This window comes from Kitasatospora sp. NPDC022785 (assembly GCF_055561295.1).
In genome coordinates this window covers 118130-140584 of record NZ_JBVHHB010000023.1, presented here as the reverse complement: position 1 = coordinate 140584, position 22455 = coordinate 118130, and the positions used below count along the sequence as shown (strand labels likewise).

General features: G+C 74.7%; 16 protein-coding genes. 14 read left to right on the top strand and 2 right to left on the bottom strand.

What is annotated here, in order from left to right:
- Window positions 1-49 precede the first annotated feature (49 nt).
- The 7 genes from ACZ3YO_RS29950 (at window position 50) to ACZ3YO_RS29920 (ending at window position 7746) form a co-directional block, all read left to right on the top strand.
- Window positions 50-2770, top strand: coding sequence for a DNA translocase FtsK (locus ACZ3YO_RS29950; protein WP_465575393.1), 2721 nt, complete (start codon window positions 50-52; stop codon window positions 2768-2770).
- Window positions 2771-3034: 264 nt separating this feature from the next.
- Window positions 3035-3898, top strand: coding sequence for a helix-turn-helix domain-containing protein (locus tag ACZ3YO_RS29945; protein WP_465575391.1), 864 nt, complete (start codon window positions 3035-3037; stop codon window positions 3896-3898).
- Window positions 3899-4005: 107 nt separating this feature from the next.
- The gene (gene rimO, locus ACZ3YO_RS29940; RefSeq protein ID WP_465575388.1) at window positions 4006-5490 is read left to right on the top strand and encodes a 30S ribosomal protein S12 methylthiotransferase RimO; all 1485 of its coding nucleotides are present in this window, start codon (window positions 4006-4008) and stop codon (window positions 5488-5490) included.
- Window positions 5487-6125: a CDP-diacylglycerol--glycerol-3-phosphate 3-phosphatidyltransferase gene (gene pgsA, locus ACZ3YO_RS29935; RefSeq protein ID WP_465554439.1), complete on the top strand. Its 639-nt coding sequence runs from the start codon at window positions 5487-5489 to the stop codon at window positions 6123-6125. The genes rimO and pgsA overlap by 4 nt, the downstream gene beginning before the upstream one ends.
- Window positions 6126-6151: 26 nt before the next feature.
- On the top strand, window positions 6152-6688 hold the full coding sequence (locus ACZ3YO_RS29930) for a CinA family protein (protein ID WP_465575427.1): 537 nt from the start codon (window positions 6152-6154) through the stop codon (window positions 6686-6688).
- Between the two features lie 350 nt (window positions 6689-7038).
- Window positions 7039-7407 carry a helix-turn-helix domain-containing protein gene (locus ACZ3YO_RS29925; protein ID WP_148642736.1) on the top strand — a complete coding sequence of 123 codons (369 nt, stop codon included), beginning with the start codon at window positions 7039-7041 and terminating at the stop codon, window positions 7405-7407.
- A 54-nt stretch (window positions 7408-7461) separates the two neighbouring features.
- Complete coding sequence (locus ACZ3YO_RS29920; protein WP_465575384.1) at window positions 7462-7746, top strand: hypothetical protein; 285 nt, start codon at window positions 7462-7464, stop codon at window positions 7744-7746.
- Window positions 7747-7904: 158 nt separating this feature from the next.
- On the opposite strand, the gene ACZ3YO_RS29915 is transcribed toward ACZ3YO_RS29920, so the two are convergent.
- Window positions 7905-12689: an ATP-dependent helicase gene (locus ACZ3YO_RS29915; RefSeq protein ID WP_465575381.1), complete on the bottom strand. Its 4785-nt coding sequence runs from the start codon at window positions 12687-12689 to the stop codon at window positions 7905-7907.
- A gap of 217 nt (window positions 12690-12906) precedes the next feature.
- On the opposite strand from ACZ3YO_RS29915, the gene ACZ3YO_RS29910 reads away from it, so the two are divergent.
- From ACZ3YO_RS29910 to rny, 7 genes are all read left to right on the top strand, one after another.
- Window positions 12907-14490, top strand: a complete 1584-nt coding sequence (locus ACZ3YO_RS29910) for a S8 family serine peptidase (RefSeq protein WP_465575378.1) — start codon at window positions 12907-12909, stop codon at window positions 14488-14490.
- Between the two features lie 43 nt (window positions 14491-14533).
- Window positions 14534-15088: a GNAT family N-acetyltransferase gene (locus ACZ3YO_RS29905; protein ID WP_465575376.1), complete on the top strand. Its 555-nt coding sequence runs from the start codon at window positions 14534-14536 to the stop codon at window positions 15086-15088.
- Window positions 15089-15121: 33 nt separating this feature from the next.
- Window positions 15122-15316: a DUF3046 domain-containing protein gene (locus tag ACZ3YO_RS29900; RefSeq protein WP_465575373.1), complete on the top strand. Its 195-nt coding sequence runs from the start codon at window positions 15122-15124 to the stop codon at window positions 15314-15316.
- Between the two features lie 210 nt (window positions 15317-15526).
- Entirely contained in the window at window positions 15527-16792 is a 1266-nt protein-coding gene (locus ACZ3YO_RS29895; protein WP_465575425.1) for an AI-2E family transporter, read from the top strand.
- Window positions 16793-16946: 154 nt separating this feature from the next.
- Window positions 16947-18062 (top strand): recombinase RecA, encoded by a 1116-nt coding sequence (gene recA / locus ACZ3YO_RS29890; protein ID WP_405361477.1) that lies wholly within the window; start codon window positions 16947-16949, stop codon window positions 18060-18062.
- A 7-nt stretch (window positions 18063-18069) separates the two neighbouring features.
- On the top strand, window positions 18070-19035 hold the full coding sequence (gene recX, locus ACZ3YO_RS29885) for a recombination regulator RecX (RefSeq protein ID WP_465575370.1): 966 nt from the start codon (window positions 18070-18072) through the stop codon (window positions 19033-19035).
- A 187-nt stretch (window positions 19036-19222) separates the two neighbouring features.
- The gene (gene rny, locus ACZ3YO_RS29880; protein ID WP_465575367.1) at window positions 19223-20677 is read left to right on the top strand and encodes a ribonuclease Y; all 1455 of its coding nucleotides are present in this window, start codon (window positions 19223-19225) and stop codon (window positions 20675-20677) included.
- On the opposite strand, the gene ACZ3YO_RS29875 is transcribed toward rny, so the two are convergent.
- Window positions 20658-22394 (bottom strand): FAD-dependent monooxygenase, encoded by a 1737-nt coding sequence (locus ACZ3YO_RS29875; RefSeq protein WP_465575364.1) that lies wholly within the window; start codon window positions 22392-22394, stop codon window positions 20658-20660. The two genes, rny and ACZ3YO_RS29875, sit on opposite strands and share 20 nt — an antisense overlap.
- Between the last annotated feature and the right edge of the window lie 61 nt (window positions 22395-22455).

The window sequence follows — 22455 nt, the reverse complement described above, 5'->3', positions numbered from 1 at the left end:
GTACCGAGCGCGTGGGCACAGTCGGCCTGCCCCGGTAGGCTGCTGAGCCATGGCCACACGTACGCCCGGAAGCGCGGCACGCAGTTCGAGTCCGGGACCGTCCAAGAAGGCCGCGGCGAAGGCTCCGGCCAAGCCGCCCGCAAAGAAGACGGCCGCCAAGAAGGCCGCCCCGGCGAGGAAGGCCCCGGCCAAGCCCGCTCCGGCGCCGCCGCCCCCGCCGCGGCCGATACTCTTCCGCGCCGTCCTGGCCGTCTGGCTCGGCCTCGCGCACGCGGTCGGAGCGGTCTTCCGCGGCTTCGGCGACGGCGCCAAGAACCTGGATCCGGCCCACCGCAAGGACGGCGTCGGCCTGCTGCTGCTCGCGCTGGCGCTGGTCACCGCGGCCGGCACCTGGTTCAGCCCGCAGGGCTGGCTCGGCGAGGCGGCCACCAACGTGGTCTCCGGGTTGTTCGGCCGCCTCGACGTGCTGGTGCCGTTCCTGCTGGCGGCGGTCGGGATCCGGCTGATGCGCCACCCGGAGCTGCCGGAGGCCAACGGGCGGATCATGATCGGCCTCAGCGCGCTGGTGGTCGGTGTCCTCGGCCTGGTCCACATCGGTTGCGGCGCGCCCATGATGGGCAGCGGCGCGACCCGGATAAGGGCGGCCGGCGGCATCGTCGGCTGGGCCGTGTCGACCCCGATGATGGCCGCCGCCGGACCGCCGCTCGCGGTGCCGCTCCTGCTGCTGCTGGCCTTCTTCGGCTTGCTGGTGACCACCGCCACCCCGGTCAACCGGATCCCCGAGCGGCTGCGCGCGGCCGGGGTGCGGCTCGGCGTGGTCGAGCCCGGCCCGGAGGACCGGTTCACCGACGGGCGCACGCCGGAGCGCGAGCTCTCCACCGAGCCGCCGGAGGACGCCGACCCGTCGGCGCTGCCCTTCACCGTGGACACCGACGGCGACACCCCGCAGGACGAGGTGGCCGCTCGCCGGCGCCGCCGCCGGCGCAGGCAGCCGGACGACCCGGAGGCCGCCTCCGGGACGCCGGACGGGGACCCGTTCGCCAAGGATCCGTTCGTCAAGGACCTGGAGGACCCGTACGCCACCCGGGACCTCGCCGCGGGCGCCGCCGCCGACCTGGACGGCGCCCTGGTCTACGGCGTGCCCGCCTCCTCCGCGGTGGCGGACATGATGCACCAGGTGCAGGACCGCACCGCCCCGCCGGAGGAGCCCGCCGTCCCCGCCGCCCGCAGCGCCGCCGCCGGCCCGGGAGCACCCGAGGAGCACGCCCCGGCGCCGGTGCGGATGGAGCAGCTCCAGCTCTCCGAGGGCATCACCTACGCGCTGCCCCCGCTCGACCTGCTGGAGCGCGGCGGCCCGGCCAAGGCACGCAGCGCCCTCAACGACGAGGTGGTGGCGCAGCTCACCAGCACCTTCGGCGAGTTCAAGGTGGACGCCCGGGTCACCGGCTTCACCCGCGGCCCGACGGTCACCCGGTACGAGGTCGAGCTGGGCCCTGCCGTGAAGGTGGAGCGGATCACCGCGCTCGGCAAGAACATCGCGTACGCGGTGGCCAGCCCGGACGTCCGGATCATCAGCCCGATCCCGGGCAAGTCCGCGGTCGGCATCGAGATCCCCAACCGGGATCGCGAGATGGTCAACCTCGGCGACCTGCTGCGTTCGCGCACGGCCGCCGAGGACACCCACCCGATGGTCGTCGGCATGGGCAAGGACGTCGAGGGCCACACCGTGATGGCCAACCTCGCCAAGATGCCGCACATCCTGGTGGCCGGCGCGACCGGCGCGGGCAAGTCGTCCTGTATCAACTGCCTGATCACCTCGGTGCTGGCCCGGGCCACCCCGGACGAGGTCCGGATGGTCCTGGTCGACCCGAAGCGGGTCGAGCTGACCGCGTACGAGGGCATCCCGCACCTGATCACGCCGATCATCACCAACCCCAAGAAGGCCGCCGAGGCCCTCCAGTGGGTGGTGCGCGAGATGGACCTGCGCTACGACGACCTCGCCGCGTACGGGTTCCGGCACGTGGACGACTTCAACGCGGCGGTGAAGGCCGGCAGGGTCACCCCGCCGCTCGGCAGCGAGCGCGAGCTGAAGCCGTACCCGTACCTGCTGGTGATCGTCGACGAGCTGGCCGACCTGATGATGGTCGCCCCGCGCGACGTCGAGGACTCGGTGGTCCGGATCACCCAGCTCGCCCGGGCCGCCGGCATCCACCTGGTCCTGGCGACCCAGAGGCCCTCGGTGGACGTGGTCACCGGTCTGATCAAGGCCAACGTGCCCTCCCGGCTGGCGTTCGCGACCTCGGCGATGGCCGACTCGCGGGTCATCCTGGACCAGCCGGGCGCCGAGAAGCTGATCGGCAAGGGTGACGCGCTCTTCCTGCCGATGGGTGCGAGCAAGCCGATCCGGATGCAGGGCGCGTTCGTCACCGAGGCGGAGATCGCCGCGATCGTCCAGCACTGCAAGGACCAGCTGACGGCCGTCTACCGGGACGACGTCACGGTCGGCGGCGGGCCGAAGAAGGAGATCGACGAGGAGATCGGCGACGACCTGGACCTGCTGATCCAGGCCGCGGAGCTGGTCGTCTCCACCCAGTTCGGCTCGACCTCGATGCTCCAGCGCAAGCTCCGGGTCGGCTTCGCCAAGGCCGGCCGGCTGATGGACCTGATGGAGTCGCGCGGGATCGTCGGCCCGAGCGAGGGCTCCAAGGCCCGCGACGTGCTGGTGAAACCGGACGAGCTGGACGGTGTGATCGTCGGCATCCGCGGCTGACCGCTCCGTGCCTCCGGCGGGTGTTCACTCGTTCGGAGGAGGGTAGGCGCGAGGAGCGGAACCGAACGTACGCACACGGCGTCACAGGGCGGAAAGGGACGGCCTCGGTGAACGGCGGCCCCCGCCCTGACGACCGGTCAGTGGCCGGTAGGGACCTGGTTCGGGCGGGTGTGCGCATTCGGGCCTGTTCCGCTTGAGAAACGATCCGCCCCCGCCCCTAGACTGTTCCCCAGCAGGTGGCCATCCGCTCGAAAGGCGTGCCCCGTGACCATCGGCAAGTCCCCCGACCGCGATAACGCCCCGTCGTCCGCCCAGCCTTCCGGCGGCGCGGAGCAGGCGGCCGATGCCGTGAGCATCGGCCGGGTGCTGTCCGCTGCCCGGATCGACGCCGGACTCACGGTGGACCAGGTCAGTACCGCCACCCGCGTGCGGGTGCCGATCGTGCATGCCATCGAGGAGGACGACTTCGCCCGCTGCGGCGGCGACTTCTACGCCCGTGGCCACATCCGCTCGATCGCCCGGGCGGTCGGCGTGGACGGCGAGGCGCTGGTGGCGCGGTACGACGCCGCGCACGGCGGCGCCCCGGCCACCAAGCGTCCGACCCAGCTGATCGACAGCGGGCCGATCAAGGTCCCCGGCCGCGGCCGGCCGAACTGGACGGCCGCGATGGTCGCCGCGATCTTCGCGGTGGTCGTCCTGATCGGTTTCAACCTGGTCAGCGGCAAGACCGGTGGCTCGACCACCGGCTCGGCCAGCGCGCCGCTGCCCAGCGGCTCCGGCACCGGCTCGGTCGCCCCGGCGCCCTCGCCGAGCGTGCAGCCGCCCGCCCCGGCGCCCAGCGTCGCGGCGATCGCGGCCGCCCCGGCCGACAAGGTGACCGTGAAGCTGGTCGCCGAGAAGGACACCAGCTGGGTCTCGGCGCTGGACGGCAGCGGCAAGTCGCTGTTCCAGAACAACATCGAGGAGGGTCAGGACCAGACCTTCACCGACCCCAAGCAGATCAAGCTGGTGATCGGCAACGCCGGTGCCGTGCACGTGTACGTCAACGGCAAGGACCTCGGCCCGGCGGGCAAGAACGGCCAGGTGGTGCACGTCACGTACACCCCCGGAGACCCGCAGGCGGGCTGACCACGAGCGGGCTCCGGCCCGGCGAAGGTCCGGTGAAGATCCGGTAATCCGGGGCGCGCGGCCTCCGGGGCGAACGGCCCCGGCGGCCGCGCGTTAATCTTGGCCCTATGCCTGAACGCCGTACTGTCGCCCTTGTCACGCTCGGATGCGCCCGCAACGAGGTGGACTCCGAGGAACTCGCCGGGCGACTGGAGGCCGACGGCTGGTTGCTGGTCGACGACGCCGCCGACGCCGACGTCGCCGTCGTCAACACCTGCGGCTTCGTCGAGGCCGCCAAGAAGGACTCGGTCGACGCCCTCCTGGAGGCCAACGACCTCAAGGGGCACGGCCGCACCCAGGCCGTCGTCGCGGTCGGCTGCATGGCCGAGCGGTACGGCAAGGAGCTGGCGGACGCCCTGCCCGAGGCGGACGGCGTGCTCGGCTTCGACGACTACTCCGACATCTCCGACCGCCTCCAGACCATCCTGTCCGGGGGCCACCACGCCCCGCACATCCCGCGCGACCGCCGCAAGCTGCTGCCGCTGAGCCCGGTCGAGCGCCAGGCCGCCGCCACCGAGGTCGCCCTGCCGGGCCACGGCGCCGCCGAGACCGTGCCGGAGGACCTCCCCGAGGGCGTCGCCCCCGCCTCCGGGCCGCGCACCCTGCGCAAGCGGCTGGACGACAGCCCGGTGGCCTCGGTGAAGCTCGCCTCCGGCTGCGACCGGCGATGTTCCTTCTGCGCCATCCCGGCCTTCCGCGGCTCGTTCATCTCGCGCCGCCCCTCCGACGTGCTCCAGGAGGCCCAGTGGCTGGCCTCGCAGGGCGTCCGCGAGGTGGTGCTGGTCAGCGAGAACAACACCTCGTACGGCAAGGACCTCGGCGACATCCGCCTGCTGGAGACGCTGCTCGGTGAGATCTCCGCGATCGAGGGCGTCGAGCGGGTCCGGGTCTCCTACCTCCAGCCGGCCGAGATGCGGCCCGGGCTGATCGACGCGATGACCGGCACCACCGACGTGGTGCCCTACTTCGACCTCTCGTTCCAGCACTCGGCGCCCGCGGTGCTGCGCCGGATGCGCCGCTTCGGCTCCACCGACCAGTTCCTCGAACTGCTCGGGACCATCCGTGGCAAGGCCCCGCAGGCCGGCGCCCGCTCCAACTTCATCGTCGGCTTCCCCGGCGAGACCGAGGAGGACTTCGCCGAGCTGGAGCGCTTCATCACCCACGCCGGCCTGGACGCGATCGGCGTCTTCGGCTACTCCGACGAGGACGGCACCGAGGCCGCGACCTACGACGGCAAGCTGCCCGAGGACGTGGTGGCGGACCGGCTGGCCCGGCTCAGCCGGCTCGCCGAGGAGATGACCGCCCAGCGGGCCGAGCAGCGGATCGGCACCGAGGTCGAGGTGCTCATCGAGTCGGTGGAGGGCGACCTCGTCGAGGGCCGCGCCGCCCACCAGGCTCCCGAGACGGACGGCCTCACCACGCTCACGGGCGTGGAGAACCCCGAGATCGGCCAGTTCCACCGGGCCCGGGTCGTCGCCAGCGAGGGCGTCGACCTGGTCGCCGAGGCGCTGGAGCAGGTGCGGGTCGGCCAGGCCCCGGGAGCCGGGGAATGACCAAGGGGCCCGGCGCCCCGGCCGCGGCCCACCCGGGCAGACCGGCGGCCGCGGTGCCGCCGGCGCCGGGGATCTGGAACATCGCCAACATGCTCACGATGCTCCGGCTGCTGCTGGTGCCGGTCTTCGTGGCGCTGCTCTTCGCCGACGGCGGGCACGACCCCAAGTGGCGCGCGGTGGCCTGGGCCTCGTTCGCGGTCGCGATGATCACCGACCTGTTCGACGGCGAGCTGGCCCGGCGCAAGGGCCTGGTCACCGACTTCGGCAAGATCGCCGACCCGATCGCCGACAAGGCGATCATGGGCGCGGCGCTGATCGGGCTCTCCGTGCTGGGCGACCTGCCCTGGTGGGTCACGGTGATCATCCTGGCCCGCGAGCTCGGCATCACCGTGATGCGGTTCTGGGTGATCCGGTACGGGGTCATCCCGGCCAGCCGGGGCGGCAAGCTGAAGACGCTCACCCAGGGCATCGCGGTCGGCATGTACGTCCTGGTGCTGACCGGCTGGCTCGCCACCGGGCGGGCCGTGCTGATGGGGCTGGCGGTGCTGCTGACCGTCGGCACCGCGCTGGACTACATCGGGCAGGCGCTGCGGCTGCGCCGCGAGGGGATCGCGGCGGAGCGCGCGGGCCGGTGACGGGGGAGCACGGGGTGGACGGCCGGATGGAGCGCGGGACGGACAACGCGGCGGACGCCGGGGCGGCTGCCCCGGCGGACTACGTGCTGGCGGTGAAGGCGCACGCCGCGCTGCGCGGGGAGGGCAGCACGGTGGCGGTGGCGGAGTCGCTCACCGGCGGGCTGCTGGCGGCGGCGCTGGTGGACGTCCCGGGGGCGTCCGCGACCTTCCGCGGGTCGGTCACCGCGTACGCGACCGAGCTGAAGGCGTCGGTGCTGGGCGTCGACGAGGGCCTGCTGGCCGTTCACGGGCCGGTCCACCCGGTGGTGGCACGGCAGATGGCCGAGGGCGTGCGCCGGCTGCTGGGCGCCACCTACGGGGTGGCCACGACCGGGGTGGCGGGGCCGGACCCGCAGGACGGGCAGCCGGTGGGCACGGTACACCTCGCGGTCGCCGGTCCGGGGGGAAGTCTGGTCAGTTCGCCCCGGCTGTCGGGGGAGCGTGCCACAATCCGTCACGGGGCGGTGACCGCCGCCCTGGAGCTGCTCGTCGGGCGGCTTCCGTCCGGTGCGCCCACGCACTGACCCGTCGCTGACCCACTGTGGAGGCGTCACAGAGGCTTCGCCCGACAAGATCTCCACCGAACCGAGATCTCCCGAACTGGCGTACGGGTATGGCGTAGCTGGAGGATCGTGTTACATCCAAGGGCCTGGTTGGGCAGAAACCAGGTGGCGAACGAGTGGCTTGGCGGTGCCCGGGCGCCGCACGGGGGGTACGAAGAGGTGCCCGCCGACCCGGGTGCGACACCGAAACAGGGGAGGGGACAGCCTTGCAGCCCAGAGTGAACACGACCATGGTCCCCGCACGCGAAGCGGGCAAGGCGGTACGGTGGGGGCGTGACATCTCGATCCGCAGTCCGAGGAGGGAGGCACCGATGATCCTGCTCCGTCGCCTACTGGGCGATGTACTGCGTCGGCAGCGCCAGCGCCAGGGCCGCACACTCCGCGAGGTGTCGGCAGCCGCCAGGGTTTCGCTCGGTTACCTCTCCGAGGTCGAGCGGGGTCAGAAGGAGGCCTCTTCGGAGCTGCTCTCCGCGATCTGCGACGCACTCGACGTCCGTATGTCCGAGGTCATGCGCGAGGTCAGCGACGAACTCTCGCTCGCCGAACTTGCGGCGATGGCCACCCTCTCCGAAGGTGAACTGCTGAGGCCGGTGCTCGAACCGGTACCGCTGCCCGCCCCCGGCACCGACCGGGCGAACCTCTCGCCCAAGGCTGCCGCGATGGACGTGGTCGCCGCCTGACCTGGCCTCGACGCCCGGGCGCCTGGTGCCCGGGGCGAGCGAAGGAGGGCGGTCGTGCAAAGAGCTGTGACGGCGTACGCCGAAGCCCGAATACGGCTGGGGCGGCTGATGCCCCGGCCTTTGCGTGCAGGTCTGGTGGTGCTCGCGGGCGGGCTCGGCTGGTGGGCTCTGGTGGTCCAGGGACAACTGGCCGACGGTGCCGCCCTGGGGCTCCTCGCTGCCGGCGGCTGGGGGCTCGGGCTGATCCCGGTCCATGCCGACCGGTGGTCCACCGGGCCGTTGCCACGCCGGACGGATGAGCCGGCGGCCCAGGTGGAGGCGGAGCCTCCGATCGGGTGATGTGACCGGATGACGTCCGGGGTGATCCCTTCCGTGATCTCCCGGGCGCCAGGAGTACGGCGGTGCGAAGGCCGCGAGGTGGGTTCCCTCCTCGCGGCCTTCGTCGTGTCCGGCGGTCGCCCGGGCTGTCTCCCTGGGCCGTCTCCCGGGGCAGCGGGTCAGGGCCGCAGCCGCAGTCCGCGCGGGGTGGCGTGGAAGCCCGCCTCCTCCAGGGCGGCGCCGAGCGCCGAACCGAGGGCGGGCTCGCCGTTGGCCCGTTCGACCGTGACGCTGCCGAGCGCGCCCCCGCGGACGGCCGAGGCGAGGGCCGAGGCGGCCAGTGCGCGGGTGCCCTCGTCCTCCGGCCAGGCCAGCAGGGACTTGCCGCCCCGCTCGATGTAGAGGGCCAGCTCGCCGTCGACCAGGACCACCAGGGCGCCCGCCTTGCGGCCCGGCCGGTGTGCCTTGGCGGCCCGGCTCTCCGTGGCCCCCTCCGGCCCTGCTGCCCGGTCCGCCCCGCCGGTGTCACCGGCCGGGGCGCCGGGTGGCTCGGGCCACGGCAGTGCGGCGCCGTAGGCGTTGGCCGGGTCGGCGGCGGCCAGCACCAGCACCTGCGGCGGCTCGGCCGCGGGGCCCGCACCCCACTCGGTGGCCCGGGCCCGCTCCAGCCGGCCGTTGACCGACCGCAGCCGGTCCGCGGCGCCCTCCATGGCGAACTGGGCACCGCCCAGCCCCTCCACGAAGTACCCGCGGCGGGCCCGGCCGCGCTCCTCCATCGCGGCCAGGACCCGGTACACCCCGGCGAACCCGCCCGGGACCCGCTCGGCGACCACCGTGCCCCGGGTGAGCAGGCCGTGCCGGTCCAGCAGGCTCTGCGCCCGGGCGGTGGCGCGGACCGTCGGGTCGGTGTCGAAGGGCGGCAGCAGCGACCAGCGCCCGGCCACCGTCGGCGGGCCGCTGCGCAGGGCCCCGCCGATCCGGCCGAACGGGCGGCCGGCGCCGCCGTAGCGGCCGCGCGGGGTGGCCCGGGGCGCGCGGTGGGCGGTCGCGCCGGCCGTCCGGCCCGAGCCGAGCAGGGCCCGGAGCGGGGCCAGGGTGTCGTTGCTGACGTACCCGGCCCAGACCAAGTCCCAGAGGGCCTCGACGAGCTCGGGCTCGGGGGTGTCCGGGAGGTGCGCGACGAGCTGGCGGAAGAAGAGCCCGTAGCCGCCCGCCAGCGCCTCCATCAGCGCGGTGTGCACGGGGGTGACGGCCGGCGGGACCGGCTCGGGGCGCAGCAGATGGGCCGTCTCGGCGAGGTGCAGGCTGATCCAGCCGTCCTTGCCGGGCAGGGCGCCGGCGCCGGACCAGCCGATCTCGCCGGCCGCCATCAGCTCGTCCAGCAGGTTGGGGGAGTAGTCGGAGAGCCGGGCCGGGAGGATCAGCTTCTCCAGCGACGACGCGGGCAGGGCGGTGCCCTGGAGCTGCTCGACCACCCGGAGCAGGCCGTCGGGGCCGCGCAGCCGGTGGCCGGCCAGGTGCTGCCACTGGGGGAGGAAGGCGGCCAGGGCGCGCGGCGGGACGGCCTCGACCTCCTGGCGCAGGGCGGCGAGCGAGCGGCGTCGCAGCCGGCGGAGCACCTCGGCGTCGCACCACTCGACGGTGGCGGTGTGGCCCTCGACCGGCCGGAACTCGCCCTGGACGAGCCGGCCTGCGGCGGTGAGCCGGTGCAGGGTGCCGGTGACCACGGCGGTGCCGAGGCCGAATCGGGCGGCGGCCTCGGCGGCGGTGAAGGGGCCGTGGGTGCGGGCGTGCCGGGCGAGGAGGTCGCCCAGGGGGTCCTTGACCGGCTCGGTGAAGGCCTCGGGGACGCCGACCGGCAGCGGGGTGCCGAGGGCGTCGCGCAGGCGCCCGGCGTCCTCGATGGCGGCCCAGCGCTGCTCGCCGGCGATCCGTACGGCGATCACCCGGCGGGCGGCCTCCAGCTCCAGGGCCCAGAGCGGTTCGGCGCCGCGGGTGCCGAGCTCGGCCTCGGTGAGCGGGCCGAGCAGGCGCAGCGCGTCGGCGACGCCCTCGGCGTCCTTGATCCTGCGCTCGGGGGTGAGGCGCTGGAGCTCGGCCTCCAGCTCGGCGAGGACCTGCGGGTCGAGCAGCTCGCGCAGCTCGGCCTGGCCGAGGAGTTCGGAGAGCAGCCGGGAGTCGAGCGAGAGGGCGGCGGCGCGGCGCTCGGCGAGCGGGGAGTCGCCCTCGTAGAGGAACTGGGCGACGTAGCCGAAGAGCAGCGAGCGGGCGAACGGGGACGGCTCGGGGGTGGTGACCTCGACCAGGCGGACGGCGCGGGATTCGAGATCCCCCATCAGCTCGACCAGGCCGGGCACGTCGAAGACGTCCTGGAGGCACTCCCGGACGGCCTCCAGCACGATCGGGAAGGAGCCGTACTCGGAGGCGACTTCGAGGAGTTGGGCGGCGCGCTGGCGCTGCTGCCAGAGCGGGGTGCGCCGGCCGGGGCTGCGACGGGGGAGCAGCAGGGCGCGGCCGGCGCACTCGCGGAAGCGGGAGGCGAACAGGGCGGAGCCGCCGACCTGGTCGGTGACGAGCTGTTCGATCTCGCCCGGGTCGAACAGGGCGGCGTCGGCGCCGACCGGGGCGTCGTCGGTGACGGGCTTGTCGGAGGGGCCGCCGAAGTCGAAGTCGGTGGCCAGCAGGTCGGCGTCGGGCAGGCGGAGCACGATGCCGTCGTCGGCGTGCATGACCTGCGGGTCGAGGCCGTGCTTCTCGCGCAGCCGGGCGGCGAGCGCGAGCGCCCAGGGGGCGTGCACCTGGGCGCCGAACGGCGAGTGGATGACGATCCGCCAGTCGCCCAGCTCGTCCCGGAAGCGCTCGACCACGATGGTGCGGTCGTCCGGGAGGTGGCCGCAGGCGGCGCGCTGCTCGGCGAGGTAGTCGAGCAGGTTGCCGGCCGCCCAGTCGTCCAGGCCGGCCTGCTTGAGCCGGGCGGTGGCGGCCGCGGGCTCCATGCCGCCCAGCTCGCGGGTGAACGCGCCGAGGGCGCGGCCGAGTTCGAGCGGGCGGCCGAGGGTGTCGCCCTTCCAGAACGGGAGCCGGCCCGGGATGCCGGGGGCGGGGGTGACCAGCACCTGGTCGTGGGTGATCTCCTCGATCCGCCAGGAGGTGGTGCCGAGGGTGAAGACGTCCCCCACCCGGGACTCGTAGACCATCTCCTCGTCCAGCTCCCCGACCCGGCCGCCGCCCTTCCTGCCGGTCTTCGCATCGGACGCGGCGCTGCCCGCGATGAAGACGCCGAACAGGCCGCGGTCGGGGATGGTGCCGCCGGAGGTCACGGCGAGCCGCTGGGCGCCGGGGCGGCCGGTCACGGTGCCGGCCACCCGGTCCCAGACCAGGCGGGGGCGCAGCTCGGCGAAGGCGTCCGAGGGGTAGCGGCCGGCCAGCATGTCGAGCACGGCGTCGAAGGCGGACTGCGGCAGGGTGGCGAACGGCGCGGCCCGGCGGACCAGGGCGATCAGGTCGTCCACCGGCCAGGTGTCCAGCGCCGTCATCGCGACCAGCTGCTGGGCCAGCACGTCCAGCGGGTTGCGCGGGATGCGCAGCGCCTCGATCCGGCCGGCCCTCATCCGTTCGGTGACCACGGCGGACTGGACGAGGTCACCCCGGTACTTGGGGAAGAAGACGCCGGTGGAGACGGCGCCGACCTGGTGGCCGGCCCGGCCGACCCGCTGGAGGCCGGAGGCGACCGAGGGCGGGGACTCGACCTGGACGACCAGCTCGACGGCGCCCATGTCGATGCCCAGCTCCAGGCTGGAGGTGGCGACCACGGCGGGCAGCCGGCCGGCCTTCAGCTCCTCCTCGACCAGGGCGCGCTGCTCCTTGGAGACCGAGCCGTGGTGGGCGCGGGCGATGACCGGCGGGGCGCCCTTGGCGACGCCGGACTCGGCCATCACCTGGGCCGGGGAGTGTGCCTCGGGCAGCCGCTCACCGGTGGCGCGCTCGACGGCGATCTCGTTGAGCCGGTTGCAGAGCCGCTCGGCGAGGCGGCGGGAGTTGGCGAAGACGATGGTCGAACGGTGGGCCTGGACCAGGTCGACGATCCGCTCCTCGACGTGCGGCCAGATCGAGGCGCCCCCGGCCTGGGGGCCGGGAGGCGGCCCCGGCCGGGCCGGGTCGCTGTCGGCGGCGCCGCCGACGCCGGGGGCGGGCGGGAGGTCGTCCAGATCGGGGACGGGGACGACCACCGAGAGGTCGAACTCCTTGGCGGCGGCCGGCTGGACGACGGTGGCGCCGCGCCGGGGGCTGAGGAAACGGGCCACCTCCTCGACCGGGCGGACGGTGGCGGAGAGGCCGATCCGGCGGGCCGGGTGCTCCAGCAGCTCGTCCAGCCGCTCCAGCGAGAGCGCGAGGTGGGCGCCGCGCTTGGTGCCGGCGACGGCGTGCACCTCGTCCAGGATCACCGTGTCGATGCCGCGCAGCGCCTCGCGGGAGGCGGAGGTGAGCAGCAGGAAGAGCGACTCGGGGGTGGTGATCAGGATGTCCGGCGGGTGGGTGGCGAAGCGGCGGCGGTCGGCGGCCGGGGTGTCGCCGGAGCGGATGCCGACCTGGACGTCCGGCTCGGGCAGGCCGAGGCGGACGGAGGCCTGGCGCAGGCCGGCCAGCGGGGCGCGGAGGTTGCGTTCGACGTCGACGGCGAGGGCCTTGAGCGGCGAGATGTAGAGGACGCGGCAGCGGCGCTTCGGCTCGGCGGGCACCGGGGTGCTGCTGAGGCGGTCCAGGGCGGAGAGGAAGGCGGCCAGCGTCTTGCCGGAGCCGGTGGGGGCGACCACCAGGACGTCCGTCTCCTGCCCGATGGCGTGCCAGGCCTCCGCCTGGGCGGTGGTGGGCGCGTGGAAGGCGCCCGTGAACCAGGCCCGGGTGGCCGGGGCGAATCCGGCCAGCGGGTCGGCGGGCGGCTGGGGGTGGGTCTGCGGCGCCATGCCCCCATGGTGCCGGGTGGCACCGACAACGGGCGTGCCGGCGGGCGATGGGCGGCCGGGACGCCGGCCGGGTGCCACCCGGTGCAGTTAAAAAAGGCAAAGAGGACAATCGACTCATATGGTGATGATTCAGACCCAGGGCTCTTCCATGACAACCAGCCCCCCGTGACCACCGGAGCTCCCGCGACCGGCCGGGACCGACGAGCGGAGACGTGCCATGGCGCAGGCGCACCCGTCCGGCTGCGGTCCCGCCCAGGCCGGACCGCACCGGGCCCGCGGCCCCCTCCGGGCACTGCTCGCCATGCTCCTCACCGCACTGGTGGTCGGCGGCGCCGTCCCGTACGTGGCCGGGCCCGGCCGCTCCTACCTCAGCTACCTGGTGCTGGCCGAGCAGGAGGACGCCGCCGGGGCCGCCAGGGCAGGCGCTGAGGCGCGCGCCGCCGGCGGGCAGGTCGTCCAGGAGTACCCGCAGATCGGGGCGGTGCTCGCGTACGCCCCCGGCGGCTTCGCTGACAAGGTCCGTACCCGCCCCGGGGTGGCCGCGGTCGGCGCCACCCGGACCGCGCCGGTGCCCAGCCCGCCCCGGCCGCTGGACGGCGCCGGGGACTTCGGCGCGGGGACGGGCGCCGACCGGACCGACGGCGGCCGCAGCACCGACGGCGGCCTCGGCGCGGGCGGCCGCCGCAGCGCCGACGGGGCCGACGACGAGACCGCGACCGTGGCCGACCCGGGCGAGCGCGACGCCTGGAACCTCGCCATGCTCGGTGCCTCGGGCGACCCGGCCGGCGACACTTCGGCCACCCTGCTGCGCAGCCCCTCCGCCGGCTCCGGCGCGCCCTCCACCGACGCGCTGCGCAAGGTGCTGGTCGCGGTGCTCGACTCCGGCGTCGACGACAGCCACCCGGACCTGCGCGCCGCCGTCGACCCGAAGAGCTCCGCCTCCTGCGCCGACGGCCGCCCCGACGGCCGGACCGGCGCCTGGCGGCCCGACCTCGGCGTCGGCGAGAGCGGCCACGGCACCCACGTCGCCGGCATCGTCGGCGCCGCCCGGGACGGCCACGGCGTCAGCGGCGTGGCACCCGGCGTCCGGATCGCCGCCGTCCGGCTGCTCGGCCCGCTCGGCCAGTACTACGCGGAGAACATCGTCTGCGGCATGCTCTGGGCCGCCGACCACGGCGCCAAGGCGATCAACAACAGCTACTTCGCCGACCCGTGGAAGTACAACTGCCCGCAGGACCTCGACCAGGCCGCACTGACCGCGGCCGTGGACCGCGCGGTCGGCTACGCCCGGCGGCAGGGCGCGGTGGTGGTGGCCTCGGCCGGCAACGACGGGCAGGACCTCGGCGCCGCCCGCACCGACGAGCGCAGCCCCAACGACCGCACCTCCGGCCCGGCGCAGTCCCGCTACCTCGGCACCGAGTGCGTCCGGCTGCCCGGCGAGCTGCCCGGCGTGGTCACGGTGACCGCCGTCAACCGGGACGGCAGCCCGTCGGCGTACTCCAACTACGGGCGCGGCAAGGTCTCGCTGGCCGCCCCCGGCGGGGACCCGGACGCCGGCCCGCACGGCGCGATCGTCTCCGACTGGCCCGGCGGGCAGTACGCCGCGCTGGCCGGCACCTCGATGGCCGCGGCGCACGTCACCGGCGCGGTCGCGGTGGCCGCCGCGCTCCACCCGGACTGGGACTCCGACCGGCTCGCCGCCCTGCTGGCCGCCACCGCGGCGGCCGCCTGCCCGCCAGGGCCGCTCGGCTGCGGCGACCGCCAGTACTACGGCGCCGGGGCGCTCGCGCTGCCGCACTGAAAACCCGGTGACGGGCGCGGCCGGGGCGGGGCAGGATCGGACCATGACCGTCCACCTCACCACCGAGCGGCTGGTACTGCGCCGCTTCACCGCCGCCGACGCCGACCGCCTGGTGGAGCTCGACGGCGACCCCGAGGTGATGCGCTACCTCACCGGCGGCCGCCCCACCCCGCGCGACGTGGTCGAGGGCACCCTGCTGCCGCTCTACCTCTCGCACTACGAGCGGTACGGCGACCTCGGCTGGTGGGCGGCCGAGGAGCGGGACGGCGGGGCCTTCCTGGGGTGGTTCGAGTTCCGCCCGACGGATCCGGCGGACCGGGGCGAGGTCGAGCTCGGGTACCGGCTGCGCCGGGCGGCCTGGGGGCACGGCTACGCCACCGAGGGCGCGCGGGCGCTGGTTCGCCACGGCTTCACCGGGCTCGGCGTGCGCCGGGTGGTGGCGTACACGATGGCGGTCAACGGCGGCTCGCGGCGGGTGATGGAGAAGACCGGCCTCCGCTACGTCCGCACCTTCCACGAGGACTACCCGGAGCCCGTCCCCGGCACCGAACTGGGCGAGGTCGAGTACGCGCTGGAGGCGGCCGACTGGCGGCCTTAGGGCCTCCGGCGGCGGTCCGGGATACTGGTGGGCATGAGGCTGACGGAGTTCTGGCGGCGGATGTACGCGCACTTCGGCGAGGTGTACGCGGAGTCCTTCGCCGCCGACCACGTGATGACCGAGCTGGGCGGGCGGACGGTGCGTCAGGCCCTGGAGGCGGGCTGGGAGGCCAAGGACGTCTGGCGGGTGGTCTGCGACACCCAGGGTGTGTCGGCGCAGTTGCGCTGAGCGGGCGCCCGGCGCCCGGTGCTCGGACGGGCGTCGGGCATGGGACAGACTGTCCGAGTGACAAGCAGCGCAGAACCGCAGAATTCGGACAGGTCGGCGCGGGCCGTCGACGAGGCCGCGGGACCGCCGCCCGCATCCGCATCCGCATCCGCATCCCCATCCGCACCGGAGCCGGCCCGGGGAGTGGCCGACGGGCTCTGGGGCACCGGGATGCCGCGCTGGCTGCCCCGGGCGATGGTGCTGGCACTGCTCATGGTCGGGCTGTTCCAGCTCGCCGACTGGGCCTTCCACCAGCTGATCGACCTCTTCGTGATGCTGCTGGTCGCCTTCTTCCTCTCGCTGGCGCTGGAGCCGGCCGTCGACCGGATGGCGGCCCGCGGGGTGCGCCGGGGCGTCGGCACCTTCCTGGTCTTCGTCGCGGTGGCGGTCGCGGTGGCGGGCTTCCTGGCCGCGCTCGGCACCCTGCTGGTCGACCAGGTGGCGAAGATCGCGGTGGACCTGCCGCACCTGCTCGACAACCTGATCAACTGGGCCAACCGGACCTTCCACCAGGACCTCTCGCTGGACGAGCTGCAGAAGAAGCTGCTCAAGGACTCCGGGGCCATCGAGACCTACGCCCAGCAGGCCGCCGACAACGTCTGGGGCGTCTCCTCCACCCTGATCGGCGGGCTCTTCCAGGCCTTCACGGTCGGCCTCTTCACCTTCTACTTCACCGCCGACGGCCCCCGGGTGCGCCGGACGGTCTGCTCGCTGCTGCCGCCCGCCAAGCAGGGCGAGGTGTTGCGGGCCTGGGAGATCGCGCTGGCCAAGACCGGCGGCTACCTCTACTCCCGGGCGCTGCTCGCGGTGGCGTCGGCGCTCGCGCACTGGGTGATGTTCGCGCTGCTCGACCTGCCGTACTCGGCGGCGCTGGCGGTCTGGGTCGGCGTCATGTCGCAGTTCGTGCCCACCATCGGGACGTACCTGGCGGGCGCGCTGCCGGTGCTGGTCGCGCTCACGGTGGAGCCGGTGGACGCGCTCTGGGTGCTGGTGTTCGTGGTGGTCTACCAGCAGGTCGAGAACTACCTGCTGCACCCGCGGATCACCGCGAAGACGGTGGACGTGCACCCCGCGGTGGCGTTCGGCGCGGTGATCGCGGGCGCGGCGCTGCTCGGGGCGGTGGGCGCGCTGATCGCCATTCCGGCGGCGGCCACCCTGCAGGGCTTCGTCGGGACGTACGTGCGCCGGTACGAGGTGGCCACCGATCCGCGGATCGACCGGGGGGCGCAGCGGCGCGCCCGGCGGGAGCTGCGCCGGGAGGCGGCGCGGCGGCTGCGGCGGATGGTCGGGGCGGGGGCCGGACCGGGAGGCGGTCGGGGCGACGGCTGGAGTGACCGTGGGAACGAAGGCCGGAACGCGGCTCGGAGCGACGATCAGGGGGCTGACCAGCGGTCCGAGGCGGACCGGGGCTCGGAGGGCAGGGGTGGGGAGCGGTAGTTCGAACGGGTGAGGCTTGAATCGAACAGATGTTCTTTGTACTCTCCGGCGAGGAGTTTTCCACAGGCAGAGCCCGGTCGGGGCCGTTTGTCAGTGGGACGCGCTAGCGTCGAGGACGATGAAGCGCACAGCACAGAACCCGAGGGTGGAAGCCATGGCAGGTACGGACCGCGAGAAGGCCCTTGAGACCGCACTCGCTCAGATCGAGCGGCAGTTCGGCAAGGGCTCGGTGATGCGCCTGGGCGAGAAGGCCAACGAGCCGATCGACGTGATCTCCACCGGATCCACCGCACTGGACGTCGCCCTCGGGGTCGGCGGCATCCCGCGTGGCCGGGTGGTCGAGATCTACGGCCCCGAGTCCTCCGGCAAGACCACGCTGACCCTGCACCTGGCGGCCAACGCCCAGCGGGCCGGCGGCACGGTCGCCTTCGTCGACGCGGAGCACGCGCTCGACCCGGAGTACGCCAAGAAGCTCGGCGTGGACACCGACGCCCTGCTGGTCAGCCAGCCGGACACCGGTGAGCAGGCCCTGGAGATCACCGACATGCTGATCCGCTCCGGCGCGATCGACCTGGTGATCATCGACTCCGTCGCGGCGCTGGTCCCGCGCGCGGAGATCGAGGGCGAGATGGGTGACTCGCACGTCGGTCTGCAGGCCCGGCTGATGAGCCAGGCGCTGCGCAAGATCGCCGGTGCGCTGAACCAGTCGAACACCACCGCGGTGTTCATCAACCAGCTCCGCGAGAAGATCGGCGTCATGTTCGGCTCGCCGGAGACCACGACCGGTGGCCGGGCGCTGAAGTTCTACGCCTCCGTCCGTCTGGACATCCGCCGGATCGAGACCCTGAAGGACGGCACCGAGGCGGTCGGCAACCGCACCCGGGTCAAGGTCGTCAAGAACAAGGTCGCGGCGCCGTTCAAGCAGGCCGAGTTCGACATCCTCTACGGCGTGGGCATCAGCCGGGAGGGCGGCCTGATCGACATGGGCGTCGAGCACGGGTTCATCCGCAAGTCGGGCGCCTGGTACACCTACGAGGGTGACCAGCTGGGCCAGGGCAAGGAGAACGCCCGCAACTTCCTGAAGGACAACCCGCAGCTGGCCGACGAGATCGAGAAGAAGATCAAGAGCAAGCTGGGCATCGGCCCGAAGACGGAGGAGCCGGCCGTCGAGGCCGAGGCGCCGACCGCCGACGGTGCTGCCAAGCCGATCACCGCGACCGCCGCCAAGACGGCCGCGGCGAAGAAGACGGCGGCGGCCGCCAAGGCCTGAGCCGTTGATGCAGCACGACATGGTGGGCGGCGGCCCGGCGGGCCCGGAGGATGACGACGACTACGGCCCGCCGGACTGGTTCGCCGCGGTGGCGGAGCCGGAGCCGGAGCCGGTACGGGTCCCGCGGCGGACATCTGGCCTGAGCCCGGCGTCGGGCCCGGGAGAGCCGGACGGCGGGCTCGGCCTGGTGTCCGCGTCCGAGCTGCCCACCGGGCGGCGCCGGCGTCGTTCGGCGCTGGTGCAGGAGGAGCCCCCCGGTCACCGCGCCGGGGGAGGGGCGGCCGGTCACGGGGGTGCGGCCGCCCCTGCCTCCTCTGCCGCCGGAGCGCGCGGCCGTCGGGCCCGCGGCCGGGTCCGGACGGACGGCACGGCGTCGGAGGCTCAGGGCGGCGAGGGCCCGGCGGAGAAGCCGCGCCGGGCGGCGCGCGCGGGCAGGGCGGAGGAATCGGCCGATCCCGAGGCCCGCGCCCGGGACATCTGCCTGCGGCTGCTCACCGGAGCGGCCAAGAGCCGCAAGCAGCTCGCCGACGCCCTGCGCAAGCGAGAGATTCCGGACGAGGTCGCCGAGCAGGTGCTGAGCCGGCTGGAGGAGGTCGGGCTGATCGACGACGCGGCCTTCGCACAGGCCTGGGTGGAGTCCCGGCACGCCGTCCGGGGGCTCTCCCGGCGGGCGCTGGCCCAGGAGCTGCGGACCAAGGGCGTGGCCGGCGAGTTGGTCGAGCAGGCCGTCGCACAGCTCGACCACGACGACGAGACCGAGGCGGCCCGGGCGCTGGTCGAGCGCAAGCTCCGGGCGACCCGCGGGCTGGAGCGACAGGCCCGGATGCGCCGGCTGGTCGGCGTGCTGGCCCGGCGCGGCTACTCCGAGGGCCTGGCCTTCCGGGTGGTCCGGGAGGCGCTGGACGAGGAGGCTTCGGGGGCGGGCCCAGAGGAAGAGGACGTGGACGGAGCACCCGCTGACGGGTGGGAGTGACGGCGGTGCGGTGTGGGAGTTGGCCAACTCCCAGTCCAGTCTTGACCGTTTCGTAACCTGCGCTTAGCCTCGCACTCAGTGCGGGAGTGCGTCGATCACGCCTCGGCCGCGCCTCGGGCAGCCATGCCCGGGCCCGGTCGTGGTTGGTCCCGGACGGCGTGCCGTGCAGGGACGGGGAGTGGCCAGGATGAGGATCGCGCTGAGCACCGGAACGGGCGCCTCCCTGCTCTCGGCGGTGGTGCTGATCGCCGTCGTGGCGTCGGCCTGGCTGATGGTCAGACGCCTCCAGAGCGCCCAGCGGCGCGCCATGGCCGAGACCGAGCGGGCCCGGCGGTGGGCCGAGGAGCAGGCCGAGCAGCTGCGGGCCGAACTGGACCGGCGCGAGGAACGGTTGACCGAGGAGCTGCGCCGACTCCGGGCCCGGGAGGGCGAACTCGCCGAGCGTTCGGCCGCGTTGGAGCAGGCTCGGGGCGAGGCCGCCGAGCTGGTGCGGCGCCGGTCGGCGGCGCTGGAGCGGGCCGCCGGGCTCTCGGCCGGGCAGGCCCGGGCCCAGCTCGTCCGGGAGGTCGAGGCGCAGGCCCGGCGCGAGGCGGCCGTGACCGTCCGGGAGATCGAGCGGGCGGCCAAGGAGGAGGGCGAGGAGCGCGCCCGGGGGATCGTCGCCGGGGCCGTCCAGCGGCTGGCGGCCGAGCAGACCGCCGAGACGGCGGTGTCGGTGTTCCGGCTGCCGAACGAGGAGATGAAGGGCCGGATCATCGGCCGCGAGGGCCGCAACATCCGCGCCTTCGAGGCGGTCACCGGCGTCAATCTGATCATCGACGACACCCCGGCCTCGGTGCAGCTCTCCTGCTTCGACCCGGTCCGCCGGGAGACCGCCCGGCTGACCCTGGAGCAGCTGGTCGAGGACGGCCGGATCCACCCGATGCGGATCGAGCACCTCCACGAGCGCAGCCGCGAGGAAGTCGGGCGGCGCTGCGTCCGGGCCGGAGAGGACGCACTGCTGGCGGTGCGGGTCGGCGCGATGCACCCGGAGCTGGTCCGCACCCTCGGCACGCTGCGCTACCGGGCCTCGTACGGGCAGAACGTGCTCGGGCACCTGGTGGAGTCGGCGCACCTGGCCGGGATGATGGCCGCCGAGCTGGGGGTGGACCCGGATCCGCCGCGCCGCTCGGCCCTGCTGCACGACATCGGCAAGGCGATGACGCACGAGGCCGAGGGCAGCCATGCCGCGATCGGCGCGGAGTTCGCCCGGCGGCACGGCGAGTCCGCGGACGTGGTGCACGCGATCGCGGCCCACCACGGGGAGGTGGAGCCTCGGACGGTCGAGGCGGTGCTGACCCAGGCCGCCGACGCCTGCTCGGGCGGCCGGCCGGGCGCGCGCAAGGAGTCGCTGGAGGTGTACGTGCGCCGGCTGGAGCGGCTGGAGGAGATCGCCCGGGCACACGACGGGGTGGCCAAGGTGTACGCGATGCAGGCCGGCCGCGAGGTGCGGGTGATGGTGCGGCCGGAGGAGGTGGACGACCTCGGGGCGCAGGTGATCGCCCGTGAGGTCGCCAAGCAGGTGGCGGAGGAGCTGACCTACCCGGGGCAGATCCGGGTCACGGTGGTCCGGGAGAGTCGGGTCACCGAGGTGGCCCGGTAGGCGAGTCCACCGGCGGGGCGACCGGCTCGTCGGCGGGCGCCGCGGACTCCGCGCCGCCGGTCAGCGGCTGCGGCCCGCCCCGGGCCCCGTCCGCCAGCGCCTGGAGGTCCTCGGCGGCCGCGCCCTGGGTGACGCCGACCAGGTGGCCGTCGGGCCGGATCAGCAGCACGGTGTGCGGCCCGGCGCCCGGGTACTCCTCGGTGACCAGCACCTCGGCCGGCACCGGCAGCGCCGCTGCGACCTCGGCCAGCCGGGGCATCAGCCCGGCGCCCAGCCAGTGCTCGGCGGACCAGACCGTGGTGCCGGGGGCGACCAGCAGCAACAGGAAGGTCGAGCCGAGCCGGGCGTGCAGCTGGTCCGGCGTTCCGTCGGTGGCGAGCACCGGCAGGTCCGGGACGAGCACGCCGGGGGAGGTGGCGGGCAGCAGTTCGGTGAGCGAGGTGCTGCCGCGCGCGCCGCGCTGGACGGGCACTCGCCCGGGGACGCCGGAGGGGGCGGCCGGGTAGGCGGGGGCGCCGCCGAAGCGTCCGGTGCCGAGCTGGCCGTCGGCGAGCAGCGGCGCGTGCTTGCGGAACGAGCCGCTGATCAGCGAGCGGCGGGTGGCCTGCCAGCCGCGCAGCGGGCGCAGCAGCGGCATGGCCTGGTCGACGGCGCGCAGCCGGGCGCCGACCGCGCCGCGCCGCTCGGACTCGTAGCCGTCGAGCAGCGAGCCGCCGGGCTGGGGGCCGCCGGAGTGGAGGTGCCAGGCGAGGGCGAGCCGCCAGGCGAGGTTGTCGGCGTCGCGGAGCCCGTCGGTGAGGTTCTGCATGCCGAGGGCGCCGTGCAGGTGGGCGGCGTCGCCGGCGAGGAAGCAGCGGCCGCTGCGGAACCGGGCGGCGAGGCGCTGCTGGGCGGTGTGGTCGGCGGCGGCGAGCAGCTCGTACCGGGGGAGTTCGCCGCACCAGCCGGTGAGCGTGGCGGTGACCCGGGTGAGCAGGGTGTCGCCGGTGACGATGCCGGGCCAGGTGGCGTGGGGGTCGACCGGTTCGGTGGGCGCGGGTCTGCCCGGGGGCAGCCGCCAGTCGAGGCGCCAGACGCCGTCCGGCAGCGGGCGGGCGGAGGCCTCGCGGTCGCCGCGCCACGGCGGCTCGCGGTGCAGCCGGGCCTCGGTGAAGGGCAGGTCGACCCGGACCGTGGCGATGGCGTTGCGGTCGACGGCCGGCCGCCCGGGGAAGCGGATCTTCAGCAGCTTGCGGACGGTGGAGCGGGCGCCGTCGCAGCCGACCAGGTGGCTGCCGCGCCACCAGGTCTCGGTGCCGTCCTGGGGATTGCGGGTGTGGACGCTGACGCCGTCGCGGTCCTGTTCGAGCCGGGTGACCCGGCTCAGCGGGACCAGCCGGACCAGCGGGGTGCCGGTGAGCGCGTCGCGCAGGCCGCGCTGGAGCCGGTGCTGGGGCAGGTGCAGGACGGGGGTGTCGGTGAGGTCGATCCGGAGCACCTCCTGGCGGCGGCGCCAGATGGCGAAGGCGTCCCACTGGGCGGCGTCCGAGACGGCCCTCGGGTAGCCGATCCGGGTCAGGAAGGCGGCGGTGTCGGCCCCGAGGACGACGCTGCGCGGGCCCTCGGGGCAGAGCCCGGAACCCTCGTCGAGGACTATGGTCGGCACCTCGTGCCGGGCCAGCGCGAGGGCCAGGGCCAGGCCGACCGGCCCGGCCCCGACCACGATCACCGGGTCCATGCCGGGACCTCCGGGCGCGGGCCGGCCGGTGCGCGATGGCCGCCGGCCGGTGCGGTGCCGT

What these genes read in the sequence shown, in the direction of transcription:
- pgsA (WP_465554439.1), top strand. Translation starts at nt 5,487, where the DNA reads ATGACCAAGGGGCCCGGCGCCCCGGCCGCGGCCCACCCGGGCAGACCG.
- ACZ3YO_RS29930 (WP_465575427.1), top strand. Translation starts at nt 6,152, where the DNA reads ATGGAGCGCGGGACGGACAACGCGGCGGACGCCGGGGCGGCTGCCCCG.
- ACZ3YO_RS29925 (WP_148642736.1), top strand. Translation starts at nt 7,039, where the DNA reads ATGATCCTGCTCCGTCGCCTACTGGGCGATGTACTGCGTCGGCAGCGC.
- ACZ3YO_RS29875 (WP_465575364.1), bottom strand. Translation starts at nt 22,394, where the DNA reads ATGGACCCGGTGATCGTGGTCGGGGCCGGGCCGGTCGGCCTGGCCCTG.
- ACZ3YO_RS29895 (WP_465575425.1), top strand. Translation starts at nt 15,527, where the DNA reads ATGCCGCGCTGGCTGCCCCGGGCGATGGTGCTGGCACTGCTCATGGTC.
- recX (WP_465575370.1), top strand. Translation starts at nt 18,070, where the DNA reads ATGCAGCACGACATGGTGGGCGGCGGCCCGGCGGGCCCGGAGGATGAC.
- ACZ3YO_RS29900 (WP_465575373.1), top strand. Translation starts at nt 15,122, where the DNA reads ATGAGGCTGACGGAGTTCTGGCGGCGGATGTACGCGCACTTCGGCGAG.
- ACZ3YO_RS29910 (WP_465575378.1), top strand. Translation starts at nt 12,907, where the DNA reads ATGGCGCAGGCGCACCCGTCCGGCTGCGGTCCCGCCCAGGCCGGACCG.
- rny (WP_465575367.1), top strand. Translation starts at nt 19,223, where the DNA reads ATGAGGATCGCGCTGAGCACCGGAACGGGCGCCTCCCTGCTCTCGGCG.
- ACZ3YO_RS29915 (WP_465575381.1), bottom strand. Translation starts at nt 12,689, where the DNA reads ATGGCGCCGCAGACCCACCCCCAGCCGCCCGCCGACCCGCTGGCCGGA.
- ACZ3YO_RS29950 (WP_465575393.1), top strand. Translation starts at nt 50, where the DNA reads ATGGCCACACGTACGCCCGGAAGCGCGGCACGCAGTTCGAGTCCGGGA.
- rimO (WP_465575388.1), top strand. Translation starts at nt 4,006, where the DNA reads ATGCCTGAACGCCGTACTGTCGCCCTTGTCACGCTCGGATGCGCCCGC.
- recA (WP_405361477.1), top strand. Translation starts at nt 16,947, where the DNA reads ATGGCAGGTACGGACCGCGAGAAGGCCCTTGAGACCGCACTCGCTCAG.
- ACZ3YO_RS29905 (WP_465575376.1), top strand. Translation starts at nt 14,534, where the DNA reads ATGACCGTCCACCTCACCACCGAGCGGCTGGTACTGCGCCGCTTCACC.